This window comes from Spirulina sp. 06S082, from assembly GCF_034932145.1.
Lineage (GTDB): Bacteria > Cyanobacteriota > Cyanobacteriia > Cyanobacteriales > Spirulinaceae > CCY15215.
In genome coordinates this window covers 1-15,285 of sequence record NZ_JAYGHV010000158.1, presented here as the reverse complement: position 1 = coordinate 15,285, position 15,285 = coordinate 1, and the positions used below count along the sequence as shown (strand labels likewise).

Sequence of the window (15,285 nt, the reverse complement as noted above, 5' to 3'; positions counted from 1 at the left end):
TGCGACTCTGTACCCAACCCACCGCAACAAAGCGAGTCCCTTCCGTTACCGGATCGACGCGATGTAAAGTTGAGGAAGGATAAAAAATTGCGCTTCCCGCAGCCAATTTATAAATTTTCTCATCATTTGCCCCTTCAATTGCTAATTCTCCTCCTTTGTAACTTGAAGGATCGTTCAAAAAAATTGTAAAAGAAACATCCGATCTCCATTCTCCCATCAAAGCATTATCGGAATGCCTGCCATAAGACATTCCCAGATGATAGCAACTGAAAAGAAGAGAATGAATTTTCTTCGGGCGAATCGCAGCTTGGAAAAGTGCGTTCTTTTTTAAAGCATCTTGAATAATTTGCTTGAGTTTTTGACTCTCTAAAGTACCAGACTTAACTTGTTGATTATTTTTCACAAGTCTGGCTTGTTTGCCAGCAGTTAACTTTCCCTCCACAAATTCCGAGTGGGCAAGGGTTGCCATAATTGTCTCTAATTCTTGAACAGAAAGAAGATTAGCAATTGTAAAAATCATCTTGAGAAGCGAGAATGGCTAACAATCAATAGGCGATCGCAAGACTCAATTTCTATTCCTTGCGATCGCCATATCCTTCATTACTGATTCTATATTTTACCTTTAACCACCTTCACCATCTTCACCACCTTCACTATCCGGAGTTTCCTCACTACTTTCATTATCCGGAGTTTCCTCACTACTTTCATTGTCCGGAGTTTCCTCACTACTTTCATTAGCAGGAGTTTCTGTGGGCGCATCGGGAGAATCTCCTGCCTCGCCACTCTCATCAACAGGGGAACCACCACAGGCACTGACGGCAATAGTTAAACCAAGAGCAAGAAAGAGTTCTACAGGTTTTACAGGTTTAATCATTTTTCTACAGACTAGCATCGTAAATTTGCATTAACCACCATAGCATTAATGAAAAAGACCATCAATAATTTTTTTATTTCCAAGCATCCCAATCTAAGTTAAAAATGGAAGCATCGGGAAAAGCATTGTGATTACCGCTTTCCACCAACCGCAATTTCAACTCTTGCAATTGTGGATTGGATCGAGGCATGGTTTCCACCAGTTGATAGGGCATAATGTTCGTTTCTAAAGCATAAGCGGCCGTCATCCCTGCGGCTGCCCCTACAGACCATTCAAAGGAATGCACCCGATAGGCCGCAGCAGCAATATGACTGGTAGCAATACTTTTTCCTGCGACTAAGAGATTATCAACTTTTTGAGGAATCATAGCACGCAAAGGAATTTGTGCCGGATAGGTTAAACCCGCACCCTGTCTTGTTCCTTCTCGTTCTGTGTTGCCAGGAAGTTCGGGAGGAGAAAGAGTCATGCAGGGATGAAAATCAATATTATATTGAGCAATTCCCACCGAGTCGGGATAGAGAGTCGAACGGGTGCGGCGAGTAATACGTTCTGTAGGAATATCGTCCATAATGACATCAATAATGCCCAATCCAGCCAATCTCGTCCACATCTCCCGATACATTTTCTCCGGTAACGTGTTTTGATAGTATTCATCGCGATAGTTCTTTGCAGAGATATCCAATTCTGTTACCATAAAGCCCTCGGGATAAGCAAAAGAAGGACGACCGATGATGCGACGACCTTCGCGAATGTAGGGATACTTTGATAAACCGTGCATTGTTCCCATGGGGGAATCCAAACCTGTCAAATAGCGATGGGTGCGATCGCCTTGCTTGACCCCTGCACCTAACCGCGAGTCGGTGGTTCCCTGCACCAACCAATAGAAAAAGCCGATCGCGTGTTCTTCACCTTTGCGTAGAGTTTCTGTTCGCAGTCCTCCCAGCCATTGCCCTGGTTGCAACTGTCCCATCTGTTGCAATTGAGAACGAGTATAAATCAAATTATCCCTTTCTGTCCCTGGGCGATAGTCATTTCCCCAAGTCCAGTTTTGCATAGAGATATCCCCAGGAGTGACTTTGCTCCAACGAATGCCGCCAAAACTGTCCATTTCTCCCGTTTTAGGACTCCAGATGCGGCGATAACTAAAGAGGAGATCGATACTGGCAAAGCGAGAGAGTTCGTAACTGTAGTAGGGTTCGTATTGGCGATAAAAAGCGGGAATATCATAAGTCTGCGTTGCTGCCATTTTTTCCATGGCAAAAGTATAGGTAAACCCTTGAGTACAGTAGGGATCTCCTTGGGCGATACTACCCGAGGAAGAGGGTTCGACAGAGGAGAGGGGATCGATCCCGAGGCGATAGGGAACATCAGCAAGGGCAATTATTTCTCCCGTTTCCGTGGCATCGATAACATACCAATTAGCCAAGCTGGGATCGTTTTTTAATTTGGGTATAAATTGAATAATCGTTTTGCTGAAGCGAGAGGAGTCGGTGTCAGTATAAGCGTCTTCGATGGTTTGGGAGAGGGTTTCTTGGTTGAGAGGGGGAGTATTGGGTTTGGGTTGGTGTTGAATGGCGATCGCGCTTTGAATAATATTGCCTTGGGGACTGATTTCTAAGTCTTTAATCACGGTACTGGGAAACCAGTGTAATTTTCCCCGTCCTCGTTTTGCCGCTTGTTGTAATTGTGCTGTCAGAATTTCATGGGCATCCTTGGGTAAAAAGCAAGATTCGCTGACCCAACATTCCCCAGGATCGAGACGACCGTATTTTTTTTCGATGCGAATGCGGAGTTCGTTATACCCTTGGGGATAAAAGAGGAGCGATCGCTGCTTGCTTTTTTCATCAAGAGCAGAGGTTCCTTGAGCGGAAATTTGTCCCCCCACCCAGTCGGTAATCTCGGTCATGCACACCGTCTTTCCCTCCCGTAAAGACTCATAAGCCGTCGCTACTCCCGCCAGTCCGCCCCCAATGACTAAGATTTCGCATTCAACGGTTTGATCTGGCGATCGAGCCAATACGGGAAGAATTGCTGTTTTGAGGAACAATAGACTGAAGGGAAGAGAAAATAATAATTTCTGCCAAATTACTTTCATGAAGAAAAAATGCAAATGATAAATATAAATTATAAAAATTATAAAAGAGAAAAGACGCTTGGGAGTCTTTCCTTGTTTCGACCCCAAGCGTCTTCTCTCACTTTTTCCTCACACCTGACTATCAGATTACAGCAAAATTTGGAAATGTCAACCCTAAAAAGCAATTTATAACTTTTTCAAATACTTTAGGAGTTTTTACTTAACTTTTCTTGTGGGTAAACTCTAAAGCGCGATCGTGAATGACCCCATTACTGGCGAGGATGCCGCGATTTGCTGTTAACTTTTCGCCCAGGGAGAAATCTAAGGGTTTGCCATCGAGGTCTGTGACGCGCCCGCCTGCTTCTTCTAACACGATCGCTCCGGCTGCATGATCCCAAATATTTTCTCGCTTATCTTGGCGATCCTTTGGGGGAATGCGGCTATAGAGATCGGCTTCTCCTCGGGCGACGGCGGCATATTTGGCTTGGGAGTCCATCCGTAAGGGGGGGAAGTCATGCCCAAGGCCGTCATTAATGCTTCTTGTTTGTTGCGATCGCTGTGACGGGCTTCAACACTGGTAATCAGTCGGAGAGTTTGAGGATCGTTTGTCCCATTGACGTTGGCAGGTTGAGCAGTGCGATCCCTCAAACTCAGCATTTGCGTGCCTTCTCCCTGCACGGCCAGAAATAAAACGCCCTTGGGACTATTCCCATCTGCGGGATCGACGGGTAAAGCCGGACAGCCCAATATCCCCAATTTGAGAGCGCCGTTTTCGACCAAAGCCAAGGCGATCGCGTATTGGTCGCCGCGAATAAACCCCTTTGTGCCATCAATGGGGTCGAGGGTCCAGTAACGAGGTGCAATTTTACCGTTGCCGCGATCGATCCAGTGAAGAATATCATCGGGAGTAGCGTGGGGTAGAATATCTTGCACCAAACCGACCACTCCCGAGAAGACCTCCTGGCGATCGCTTTGTTGCAACATGGCGGAATCTTCTTCGCCAATAATGGGATCGTCGGGAAAATTCCCTCCGAGTGCCTGACAGATAATTGCTTGTGCGCCAAAGTCAGCAACGGTGACAGGGCTAGTATCTGCTTTGGTCAGAGGCTGGGACTTTTTACAGCGAACAGTTTCGCAGAGTTTGGCGGCTGCAGTGACTGCGGCGATCGCGGTTTGTCGTTCTTTTTCGTAAGCCATTTTTTAATTATCCATCCCGACAAAATAAAAGCGATCGCGAAACACGGGTGCTTGCGATCGCCTTTTCGATCTTATTGAGATCATTCTCAATTAATGATATTTCTGAAACGCTAGAGTAACATTATGGCCGCCAAATCCAAAGGAATTGGAAAGAGCCGCTTCAACGCTAACACTGCGACTTTCATGGGGAATATAGTCGAGATCGCAGTCCTGGTCGGGTTCCTCAAGATTAATCGTGGGAGGGACGCGATCGTGGGCGATCGCCATTACCGTAGCGACGGCTTCTATCCCTCCAGATCCGCCTAATAAATGCCCAGTCATGGACTTAGTAGAACTAATGGGAATTTGATAAGCACATTCTCCCAAGGCTTTTTTTATCGCTTGGGTTTCCGTGGGATCGTTAGCCGGGGTACTGGTCCCGTGAGCATTAATATAACTAACGCGATCGGGGCTGAGTCCCCCATCCTTCAAAGCCAGTTCGATCGCGCGGGCAGCACCGAGACCCCCCGGTACTGGCGAAGTCATGTGATAAGCATCGCAGGTCATGCCATAACCTACGATTTCAGCATAGATTCTCGCACCGCGAGCAAGAGCAGATTCTAATTCCTCAATAATGAGAATTCCGGCACCCTCCCCCATCACAAAACCATCCCGGTCTTTGTCAAAAGGACGACAAGCGTGCTTGGGGTCATCATTGCGGGTCGATAGCGCCCGTGCTGAGGCAAAACCGGCATAAGAAAGAGGCGTAATTGCTGCCTCTGTCCCGCCGCAAATCATGGCATCGGCATAGCCCCCCTGAACGAGGCGAAAGGCATCCCCTATGGCGTTAGAACCCGCCGCACAAGCCGTTACCGCACAGGTATTGGGTCCCTTAGCTCCGGTATGAATCGCCGTGAGTCCTGCCGCCATATTCGCGATCATCATGGGAATCATAAAAGGGCTACAGCGAGAGGGACCTTTATTCAAGTACACCTCTTGCTGATCTTCCATGACTTTAATGCCACCGACTCCCGTGCCGATCAACACGCCAATACGATCTGCATTCAAATCATCAATCTCTAGTTTTGCATCGGTGAGAGCTTGTTTGCTGGCAGCAACGGCAAACTGAGAGAAACGATCCATCCGTTTTGCTTCTTTGCGTGGCAAATGAGCGTAGGGATCGAAGCCTTTAACTTCGCCACCAATACGACAAGTGTGTTGGGACGGATCGAAATGGGTAATCGTATCAATGCCATTGCGACCCTCCATTAATCCTTGCCAATATTCTGCCAAGGTATTGCCTATGGGGGTAATGGCGGCAAGACCCGTGATAACGACTCTTTTTCGTTGCAAATGCGAATTAGTCATAATTCTAGATGAGTGATGGGGTGATAAGCCCTGAATGCAGAGAGGCGATCGCCAATAAAAAATGCGGGAAGGTGGCTCGGTCAGAAATACTACCGGTGAAACCTAAGCGGGAGTAGAAACTTTCTCGTTGATGTAATCTACCGCTAACTTTACCGTCTCTATTTTCTCGGCAGCTTCATCGGGAATTTCGATATCGAATTCTTCTTCAAGGGCCATCACCAGTTCCACAATATCGAGAGAGTCGGCTCCAAGGTCTTCTGCAAAGGTTGCTTCGGGTTTCACTGATTTTTCGTCAACCTCTAATTGATCGACGATAATTTTCTTGACTTTATCAAAAGTAGAGTCGCTCATTAATACTTTCCTCAAATTGTTGGCAATGAAATTTTATAAAATTTTCAGTATTTTTTATCATATCGTCTCGGGGGGCAATCTCGTTAATCGAATTTGGGACACCTTTTAAATTGTCTTTACTCTCCTTTCGGCGATCGCGCTGCCTTTCCCGTCAAGGGGGCGATCGTTCCCCTTCATCTTTGATTTATCTGAGGTCTACGGGTTTGTTGGTCAAGAATTTCCCGAGGATTTATCTTTTCCCGTCAAGTTTAAGGGAAGATGGAAAAACCGCTAACCTTGACAAACCCGATCCTATGCCTTCACCAACTTTACAATACGCTTATTTTCCGGGCTGTGTTGCCCAAGGTGCTTGCCGCGAGCTTTATCTCTCTACCGCAGCACTGACTCGTGCCCTTGATATCCAGCTTATTGAATTAAAAAAAGCAGCCTGTTGCGGTTCGGGGACTTATAAGGAAGATTCCCAACTGTTGGAAGATACGGTCAATGCTCGTAATATCGCTTTGGCGGAATCGTTGAATTTACCGCTATTGACCCATTGTAGCACTTGTCAGGGGGTCATCGGTCATGTAGATGAGCGTCTCAAGGAAGCCAAGGAAAACGATCCGGCTTATTTTCAACGGGTGAATGGCTTTTTAAAACAGGAAGGTTGTTCTCCTTATCGCGGTACAACGGCTGTAAAGCATCTTCTCTGGGTATTGGTGGGGGATTATGGGTTAGAGGCGTTGGCTGAACGAGTAACCAAGCGTTTGACGGGTTTAAATTGTGCGGCGTTTTATGGCTGTTATTTATTGCGGGGTCAAAAAACATTGCCTCACGACGATCCTCTGAACCCAGCATCAATGGAGAATATTTTTCGGACTTTAGGGGCTAATCCTATTTATTATCGAGGTCGCACTCAGTGTTGTGGCTGGCCGATCGCCAGTTATGCGACGGAACAATCTTTTTCTCTGGCTGGGAAACATTTGCTTGAAGCGATTGAAGCAGGAGCAGATTGTTTGGTTACGCCTTGTCCTCTTTGTCATCTTAATTTAGATTCTCGCCAACCGGAAGTAGAGAAGGCGATCGGGCGCAAATTGGGTATTCCGGTACTCCATTTGCCTCAATTGGTGGGTTTGGCTTTGGGAATTGACCCAGAGGAGTTGGGTTTGGATAAGCATATTGTTTCCGTGCGATCGCTCTTGTCTAAGCTCCATCAATAAGGGTGCATCTCAGTTTTGCAAAAATACTCGATGCTACTTTAGCGTGTAGGGACGTTAAAATTTAAGGCTAACTTTTAACGTCCCTAGGATTCATTTATTCAGGCACCTGTTCAATTAATTGGCGAATGCTAATCGGTGCGGGAGGTGTTGCCGGAACGCTTTGTTGTGCGAAACGTTCTCGCAATACACCCACTGCACTACTGTAGTGAGGATCGCGTTGACTCCCCCGTACAGTGGGATTGCTGCGTAACAATCGTTGTTGTTCTCGATTCAAACTCACTTCTACATCGGGAGCAATGCCGTGCTTGTTGATGTTAATACCACTGGGAGGATAATAACGCGACATGGTAACAGCTAACCCCGAACTATCCGAGAGAGAGTGAACCGATTGCACCGTCCCTTTCCCATAAGTCTGAGTCCCGACTAACGTTGCCCGTCCATTATCCTTTAAAGCCCCAGCCAAAATTTCGCTGGCACTGGCTGAATAACCATCCACTAAAACCACCAAAGGCAACTCCGTTAAAGAAGTGCGATCGGCGGAATATTCACGATCGCCTCCCATGCGATCGATGGTTTTCACGATCTTCCCAGTTTCCATCCACATCCGCGCAATATCCACGCTTGCAAATAATAAGCCCCCAGGATTGCCTCGCAAGTCCAAAACAAACCCATTGACACCTTGTTCTTGCAGTTTGGCGATCGCCCGTTGCATTTGTTCGGCAGCGTGAGAACTAAACTCCTCAAGGTACATATAACCCACTTTCATGCCGTTTTCTTCCTGCAAACTATAGTGCAGTACGGGAACTTCTACCGGGGCGCGGGTTAAGGTGACTTCAAATAAACCTTTATTGGGGCGGGTCAGTTGTAGGGTAACGCTACTCCCTTCTTCTCCGCGCAAAAGTTCGGCGGCTTGTTCTACCTTCATCAAAGCCGTGGGTTGGTTATTAATGCGAAGAATGCGATCGCCTTCCTGAATCCCTGCCTCTTTTGCAGGAGAATTATTGAGAGATTCAACAATAGTGAGCGCACTTCCTGCATCATCCATTTGTAAGCGCACGCCAATTCCCGACAGTTCTCCTGTTGTTTGGGTGGTTAATTCCTCAAATTCCTTGGGGTTGAGAAAACGGGTGTAGGGGTCGCCTAAATCTCGCAATGCCTCACGAATCGCCAGATAAGCCTCATCCTGGGAAGCATAATCTCGCTCAAGTAACTCTTGGCGCGTCACTTGCCATTGTTCGCGATCGAAATCGCTACCGACAAATTCGTTGTTGACAATTTGCCAGACTTCATCGACAACTACTTTGGGGCTGTTTTCAAAACTTGCTTTAGCGGGGGGAATAAAAGCAAGAGTGACAACAGAAGTAACAGCTAAGGTGGCAATTGCGCCATTTGCAAACCAATGCTGTAAACGGGAAGATAATTGAGTGTTTTCTTTCATGGACGGGTGGCTTGGGTGATGATTTGGAATAACCGAAGGATATGCTCTACGCTTGAAGACTCTGCAAGGAAGGGATTGTGCAAATTGCGACAGTCTGAACTTGCTTGGAATAACTTCTCTCTCAAGGCTGAAATGGTTTTACCATAGCTAAGATTCAGAAAAACTCACTTTCCAACCTACCAGTTTGCGGAGTGTCCTCGATTTGAGAACGGGATGAACCTTTGAAGCAATCGCAAATTCTAACTAATAAACTAACGCATAACCTTATTTATTCCCCAATTGTAATCAAATTTCTTTATTTTTTTCATTTTTTTTCAACTTAACTGCACAACAACACGATTTTCTAGCAAGATGCGATCGCTGAGTAAATCCTCAACGGTAATCCGCAGTAAGCGTTGTTCGTCTACCGTAAATTGTACCTTGATGCGATCGCTGCCTGGATTGCCAGGGGGGGACAGTTCGGCGATCGTTCTGGCACCGGCGCGATCGTTGAGGGGTTGAACGGTCTTTTCTCCGGTAGAATTGAGGCTGCGGGTCACGAGGCGATCGCCGTCGAAGTAGACTTCGGTACTGCTATTTTCTTCCCCTAATTCGCCAATAATCAGTTCTATACTGGGTTGATTTTCCGCCGAAGCCCCCAAAAGGAATTCTACAGGATTCGGGGTAGGATAAGGCTGTCCGGTGGGGATGATGGGGTGCCAGTCGTGGCATTTATTGCGACGATTCCAATAGCGAATACCGTAGCTGTGATAGAGAAAGTCCTTGACTTCAAAGCCTTGGGAGAGTTGTAAGGCCCCCGAGGCGATCGCGGTAAAGGGGCGATCGCTGCGAATTTTTTCCTGGGGAAAGTAGTGAGAGATCCAGTCTTGAATTGCAGGAATTTGCGTTGTTCCTCCCACCAGTAACACCCCATCAAGATTGTTTTTTTCGATTCCTTGCAAGCGTCCTTGTTGCAATACTCCCGTCATCATTGTCTCGAGTTGCTGGAAAAAGTTATGTTCTGCAAGGATCGTTTTGAAGCGATCGCGATCGAGTTTGAGTTCGTAAGTTTCTAAGGTTTCATCGTTAAAATAAACTTCGGTGGCTTCAGTTTGAGAGGATAATTTGATTTTTAATCGTTCTGCTAAACGAAGAGTGAGAGAAGATTTGGGTAAACTTTGTTCTTGGGCGAAATAGTCTACTAACCAATTATCAATATCCGATCCGCCTATATTTTCCCCTGCTTTGGCTAAAACTCGTGCAGTTTTAACTTTTTGTCGAGAATTTTCGCCCAATAATTTATCTCCCCATTTGAGAATAAATCCCATTGGTTTGGTAGTATTGGTCTCATTGCTTAGATTTAATTGAACCAAGGATAAATCTAGAGTTCCGCCACCAAAATCGACGACTAATAAAACATCTCCAGTTTCTGTTCCGTATCCTAATGCAGCAGCAGTAGGTTCGTCAAGAATGCGAATTTTATTGGCATCTAAAGATTGGCAAATATTCGTTAACCAATTACGATAAGTCTCGAAACTGTCTACAGGAACAGTGAGGATAAGAGAGTCCAGTTCTTCTTCTGTTTCAATCTGTTGTAGGAGGGTTTTTAAAAACCACGTTCCCACTTGTTCAAAGGTGACGGTTTTGGCATCGAGAGTGGGTAGGAAACCTTGTATTTCGGTTCCGATCCCCCGTTTAAAACTGCGAAAGAAGCGGGGATCGTTGGCGAGATCCAAGCCGCGATCGCGCACTTGTTGGCCAATAAGAACTTTTGCTTCTGTGGCATCTTCTACATAAACTAGACTGGGAATCAAGGGAGGATTTTTGCCCAATTGTTGGGAGAGTCCTGGAAATTTGAGGGTTTCTGCTTGCTGTTTAGCAGTATTCCAGCGTGTAATCACCGTGTTACTGGTACCAAAGTCGATCGCGATCGCCATATATTCTTAAACACAGATTATAATTTTCTGTATCATACCTTGAGACAATTAAAATTAATAGTTTTTATCAATTTTTTATGCTTCTCGTTCCAATAATAATGTAACGGGTCCATCATTTTCAATACTAACCTGCATCATTGCACCAAATTCTCCTGTTTCGATTTTGAGATTACTGTGGCGAAGTTTTTCAACAAAGCGATCGTAGAGTTTTTCGGCAATATCTGGAGTAGCAGATTTACTAAAGGAAGGACGGCGACCCTTTCGACAGTCTCCATAGAGGGTAAATTGACTGACCACTAAAATTTCTCCACTGATTTCTTGGATAGAGTTATTCCATTTTTCCTCTGCATTGTCTGGGTTAGGAAATAAGCGTAATTCCAAACATTTTCTTACCATCCAATCTAGTTCCATTTCTGTATCTGTGGGGGAAATTCCCACTAACAAATTTAATCCTCGTCCAATTTTACCGACAACTTTACCATCGATGGTAACTTGAGAAGATTTGACTCGCTGAATAATAACGCGCATAAACCGAGAGAATAATTATTTTGCGATCGCGTTATTTTACCACAAAAAAGTAATTTTAACATTTTAACTTGGTTCTAACTAATTTTGAGTAAATAAATAGTCTGTTGACTTACTGCATATAATCCGTTTTTACCGGCGTATAAGTGAGTATTTGCGTCAACAAAAGGTTCTGTATCGGGAAATTCCTTGGCCACAAAGAGGCGATCGCCATTAGCTTCAACCCGTAGAATTCCTTCATCGGTTCCGCAGAGGAGAAAATGGTTAACTGCACATTTTCCTTGTAAATTTTGCAACCAAGTTTCATTTCCCTCATGTAATGCTTTTACCTCTCCATCAGAGGAAATTAAAGCACAGCGTTTTCTCGTTTGTCCACCTTCCTGCATTGACCAAAAGAACCAACAGAGGCGATCGCTAAAAGTGCAAGTAGCATCTAAAAGCTGTCCCGATCCGAGGGGAATTTGCAGGCGATCGTTAATCCCTTTTCTTCGCGTATCAAAAACAAAGCTAACCGTTAGATTTCCTGCGCGATAAAATCCAAATCCAAATTGAGAACCTACCCAAAAGCGAGTTTGATTGCTTAAAACATCACCAATATACTCCGATCCTAACTGTCCATCTCGCAATAATTGACCATTATATAACCAATATTTTCCAATTTCATTGGTATCAAATTGCACCTGCATCCCGCAATTATCCACCGCTAAACGTTCTGGAGAAACATTGGGACTCAAAGTAATTACCTGTCCCTGTTTTCCTACTAATGTTGCTTTTCCTCCCAAGCGAAACTGAGTATAAGGATCGAGTTCTCCCGTAAACACAACGGTGTTATTTTCTCGTTTAAATTGGCTACCATCCCAGTACAACCATTGTAAAGATGAATTGGAATAATTGCCCGCGAGAATAATTCCTTCGGTTTTAAAAATAAGTTCTGCGGTGACGGTTCCCCTGACGGTTTTTGTACCAATCGGAGAAACAGAAGGAGTAATCTGTATATTAGTACAAAGAGGACAAGTTTTTCTAGCGTGTTCTACTCCACAACTAGAACATTTTTGCCAAGATAAATTAGCAAGCAGCGATCGCGGAAATTCTCCTCTTTTATCCTCCTCAAAAACTTGATAAAAATGATGTAATAAATCGTCCGAGAGAACTTGATAAGGAGTAGCAGGTTTGGGATATTTAACTTCTGGATTAAATACAGTAATTCTGTTGAGCGATCGCGCTGCTTGAGGAATGCGTTTACTCGGATTTTTGGGTTTATAAATTCCCCCATAAGGAGAAACAAAGAGCAAGCATTGCATTAACATAATTGCAAAACTATACCAATCCGAATCTTGATTATGGTAGGATTGCATGATCGGACTGGATGCAGCGCGATCGCAGAGTAGAGGATCGACAAATTTAGCGGTAAAGACGCGACAATAAAAACCGTTAAATTGGCAAGAGTCGGCATCAATGATATAAGTATCTGTTCCTTTAACCAAAACATTCAAATCGTTAAAATCTCCCAAAACAACCCCGACAAGATGAATTTTAGTAACGGTTTCGTGCAAATTCTCAAAAATGTTTACAACAGTTTTATTATCAATAACACCATTGCGAAACGATCTCTCTCCATAGCGCAATAAAACTTCAGCATTGCTAACCAAAGACATAGTATAGCCTTTGATAATACGTCCTTGTTTATCCGTAGCTAGGTCTTCTGGAGTAATAACACGAGGAGGTAAATTTGTAGGAAATTGACGCAATTTTTGTTGATGTTCGACCAACTTTTCTTTTGCTGATTTTTGTTCTTGGGATAGTCCTTGATAGTCAGGATGATCGGGAGATTTAAAGATTTTAACTGCGCGATCGCTTCCCAACTTATAAACATCTGCTTCTCCACCTTTGCCGATCGCGCAATCGGGTTTGAGACGAATTCGTTTACCTTTAATATAAATATCCATTGGTTTATTGGTTCTTGGTTCTAAATTTTACGCAGGACAATAAAGGTGGTATCATCGGGTAATAAGCCCACTTCTTTTGGTTTTCCGGGGTGATGAACTTCCCGATTCATTAAAAAGAGTTTGCGGCGAACTTTGTCAGGATTTTTAAAATAACTGTCATCTTGCCAAAACTGTGCAATATCCCCCACCTTTTCTGACTTTCCTGGAAGAGTGCGATCGCCAAAGTCAATCAAATCGCCAACACCATCTGTACCAATTAATAAAGTATTTATCTCTTTTGTTTCACAAGACTGATGAATTTGAAATTGAAATTCTTGAGGACATTCTCGATCTTCCCAAAGATATTTCAATCCATAGGAAATATAGGGCGGTGCGTTACCAGAAAACTCTAACTTTGTCAAGCAATTATTCAATAAAATAACACCATCCCCGAGAGAAAAAATGCTCGTATTTTCTGGTGTTATCAATACCCCAATAATAGTAAATAGAAAATAATCATTAAGAGTTTGCTGCCAATCGCCACCCATTGCTTTAATAAAAGCCTGCAATTGAATGAGGATTTTTTGATGAATAGACTGCCAAAATTGAGGCTCTCGGAGGTCTGCGATCGCCTTATCTTGTAAAGTATTAGAGAGAGTTTCCACTACTAATCTCGCCCCAATTTTAGCACCGACTTCGCTGTGACGACCGCTACCGCAACCATCGCAGACAACAGCTATAGTAAAGCGATCGCAACTCAGTACCGATAACGCATCTTGGTTATTGCGACCAAGACGAGTATGTTCTCGTCCAGCGATCGACCCCATTGCTAACTCGTATTGACCTTTCATGTTTTTGTGTACTCGATACACCAAGTATAGTGTTGATTTTACACACTGTCAAGGCAGACAGTTCAATTTCTGTCCTATTCAAGCATCCGTCCAAGGGTAATTCACTATTATCGAAGGGCTATTGACCCCCAATATCGAGAATATCGAGAAAAAACGGGTGTTTGGTGTCTCCCGTCCCCCAGTCAAAACCGTGCGATCGATCAAATGTGTGAGGAATAAATTTATGACTTCTCAAACTACGGATTTTTCTCCGTTGTCGGCTTCAAAGCGCGATCGCTTACAATACGTCCTACCTTCTGCTTTAACGCTTCATAACGCCCCTGCCTGTCTTCTCATCCCGCGAAAAAGTAACGCACTGATTTACTGGAATGCAGAACAGTTTAATTTACATCAGGTTAAACTTTTTCAAACTGCAAGTCAAGCCCAAAAACAGGCCATTCTACAAATTACGACACGGGATATACTCGATCGCGCTTACGAAATTGAAACCTTTGGGATGCGCTATTGCGATCGCGCGATCGCCTTGGGAAACACCCTACAAGAACGAACATTATACTCTATTTTTAAAGCTGAAAATACCTTGCATCTGGCGCAAATTGCTTGTTGGCTCAACAAAAAAGAACTTGGTGAATTTGAACCCGTATTTTTTCCTTTTTTAACCGATTTTATTGACACTCAAAATCTCAATGTTCTCCGCTTTGTCATGCAAGTTGTTTTAGAAGGCTGGGAATTGAGTAGTTATCGTAAATTTCTCAAAGATTGTCGGGAAGAAAAAGTGATTAGTGCTGTAAAAGAACTACTGAAAAATAAATCTCGACATCATACAATGGGAACCACGCTATCTAAACAATCATTCTTGTTAGAAGATGATAGTATTATTCTCATTGAAATTTTGGCTGAATTCATCTCAGCAATTCAAAAACTACCCTATCATTTGATCGATGCGATCGAGCAGATTTTGGGTCATTTAGCACCGGTTCAAAAACAACAGGCGATCGCAGAACTGGAGATTGTGAAATATAATGCCATGCAGTTAAAACGATTGCGTTTTTTAATTAGCAAAGCGCGATCGGGGAAAATTCTGACCGAACTTGAAGCAAGAGGATGTTTTCAGGTTGTTTCCTAGTTAGAATGTTGAACAAAATGTCGAGCGCAGTCCCTCTCTTACTTGGTTGGATATGGCGAACTAAATTCGCCATCCCCCAAGCGCTACCCATAATCTTTGATTTGGGTAGGGTTAGTGAGACCAACAAAGGAAATCGCGAAGCATCCGACTAGAGAGGTTTTTCCTGATTTTGTACATATTCGATGAGCTTGGACAAAGGAGCTTGTGTACCAACGCTAGGATGAGCCTCAAACAAGATGTTACAACTAAAAATAAGTTTAGTAGAATAAAAGCAATAAGACTAAAGTTTTTAAGCCAATGAGCCGACGAAAAGCCAAAAATAAAACTAAATCGAAAGAAATCATCAGAACAGACGTTTGGGATTTATCAGCATCCCCAGAGGAAAAACGTCTCATGGTTTTGACGATTGAGGAGTATCGTCGGTATCTCAAGGCTCTCGTATTAATCGTGAATGCCCAATGG

The 15,285-nt window shown here is 44.0% G+C and carries 14 protein-coding genes; 2 read left to right on the top strand and 12 right to left on the bottom strand.

The window, feature by feature from the left end; all coding sequences use genetic code 11:
• The 7 genes from VB714_RS11890 to acpP form a co-directional block, all read right to left on the bottom strand.
• Positions 1 to 520, bottom strand: a 520-nt coding sequence (locus VB714_RS11890) for a Fe2+-dependent dioxygenase (protein WP_323224364.1), incomplete at its 3' end; no start/stop codon positions are given.
• A gap of 102 nt (positions 521 to 622) precedes the next feature.
• Entirely contained in the window at positions 623 to 874 is a 252-nt protein-coding gene (locus tag VB714_RS11885; protein ID WP_323224361.1) for a hypothetical protein, read from the bottom strand.
• Positions 875 to 947: 73 nt separating this feature from the next.
• Positions 948 to 2,969: an FAD-dependent oxidoreductase gene (locus VB714_RS11880; protein WP_323224359.1), complete on the bottom strand. Its 2,022-nt coding sequence runs from the start codon at positions 2,967 to 2,969 to the stop codon at positions 948 to 950.
• A 199-nt stretch (positions 2,970 to 3,168) separates the two neighbouring features.
• On the bottom strand, positions 3,169 to 3,384 hold the full coding sequence (locus tag VB714_RS11875) for an inositol monophosphatase family protein (RefSeq protein WP_323224366.1): 216 nt from the start codon (positions 3,382 to 3,384) through the stop codon (positions 3,169 to 3,171).
• Positions 3,315 to 4,145 carry an inositol monophosphatase family protein gene (locus VB714_RS11870; protein ID WP_323224357.1) on the bottom strand — a complete coding sequence of 277 codons (831 nt, stop codon included), beginning with the start codon at positions 4,143 to 4,145 and terminating at the stop codon, positions 3,315 to 3,317. The genes VB714_RS11875 and VB714_RS11870 overlap by 70 nt, the downstream gene beginning before the upstream one ends.
• A gap of 90 nt (positions 4,146 to 4,235) precedes the next feature.
• Positions 4,236 to 5,492, bottom strand: coding sequence for a beta-ketoacyl-ACP synthase II (gene fabF / locus VB714_RS11865; protein WP_323224355.1), 1,257 nt, complete (start codon positions 5,490 to 5,492; stop codon positions 4,236 to 4,238).
• A 102-nt stretch (positions 5,493 to 5,594) separates the two neighbouring features.
• A complete protein-coding gene (gene acpP, locus VB714_RS11860; protein ID WP_323224353.1) occupies positions 5,595 to 5,843 on the bottom strand; it encodes an acyl carrier protein in 249 nt (82 codons plus the stop codon).
• A 293-nt stretch (positions 5,844 to 6,136) separates the two neighbouring features.
• On the opposite strand from acpP, the gene VB714_RS11855 reads away from it, so the two are divergent.
• On the top strand, positions 6,137 to 7,042 hold the full coding sequence (locus VB714_RS11855) for a CoB--CoM heterodisulfide reductase iron-sulfur subunit B family protein (RefSeq protein WP_416309660.1): 906 nt from the start codon (positions 6,137 to 6,139) through the stop codon (positions 7,040 to 7,042).
• 94 nt (positions 7,043 to 7,136) lie between these two features.
• Here the strand turns inward: VB714_RS11855 and ctpB are convergent, their stop codons facing one another.
• The 5 genes from ctpB to VB714_RS11830 form a co-directional block, all read right to left on the bottom strand.
• Positions 7,137 to 8,480: a carboxyl-terminal processing protease CtpB gene (gene ctpB / locus VB714_RS11850; protein ID WP_323224349.1), complete on the bottom strand. Its 1,344-nt coding sequence runs from the start codon at positions 8,478 to 8,480 to the stop codon at positions 7,137 to 7,139.
• 314 nt (positions 8,481 to 8,794) lie between these two features.
• Positions 8,795 to 10,396, bottom strand: coding sequence for an Hsp70 family protein (locus VB714_RS11845; protein WP_323224347.1), 1,602 nt, complete (start codon positions 10,394 to 10,396; stop codon positions 8,795 to 8,797).
• A 75-nt stretch (positions 10,397 to 10,471) separates the two neighbouring features.
• A complete protein-coding gene (dtd, locus tag VB714_RS11840) occupies positions 10,472 to 10,924 on the bottom strand; it encodes a D-aminoacyl-tRNA deacylase (protein ID WP_323224345.1) in 453 nt (150 codons plus the stop codon).
• Positions 10,925 to 10,998: 74 nt separating this feature from the next.
• Entirely contained in the window at positions 10,999 to 12,867 is a 1,869-nt protein-coding gene (locus VB714_RS11835; protein WP_323224344.1) for a hypothetical protein, read from the bottom strand.
• 20 nt (positions 12,868 to 12,887) lie between these two features.
• A complete protein-coding gene (locus tag VB714_RS11830; RefSeq protein WP_323224341.1) occupies positions 12,888 to 13,697 on the bottom strand; it encodes a protein phosphatase 2C domain-containing protein in 810 nt (269 codons plus the stop codon).
• Positions 13,698 to 13,920: 223 nt separating this feature from the next.
• Between VB714_RS11830 and VB714_RS11825 the strand changes: the two genes are divergently transcribed.
• On the top strand, positions 13,921 to 14,823 hold the full coding sequence (locus tag VB714_RS11825) for a hypothetical protein (RefSeq protein ID WP_323224339.1): 903 nt from the start codon (positions 13,921 to 13,923) through the stop codon (positions 14,821 to 14,823).
• The last annotated feature ends 462 nt before the right edge of the window (positions 14,824 to 15,285 follow it).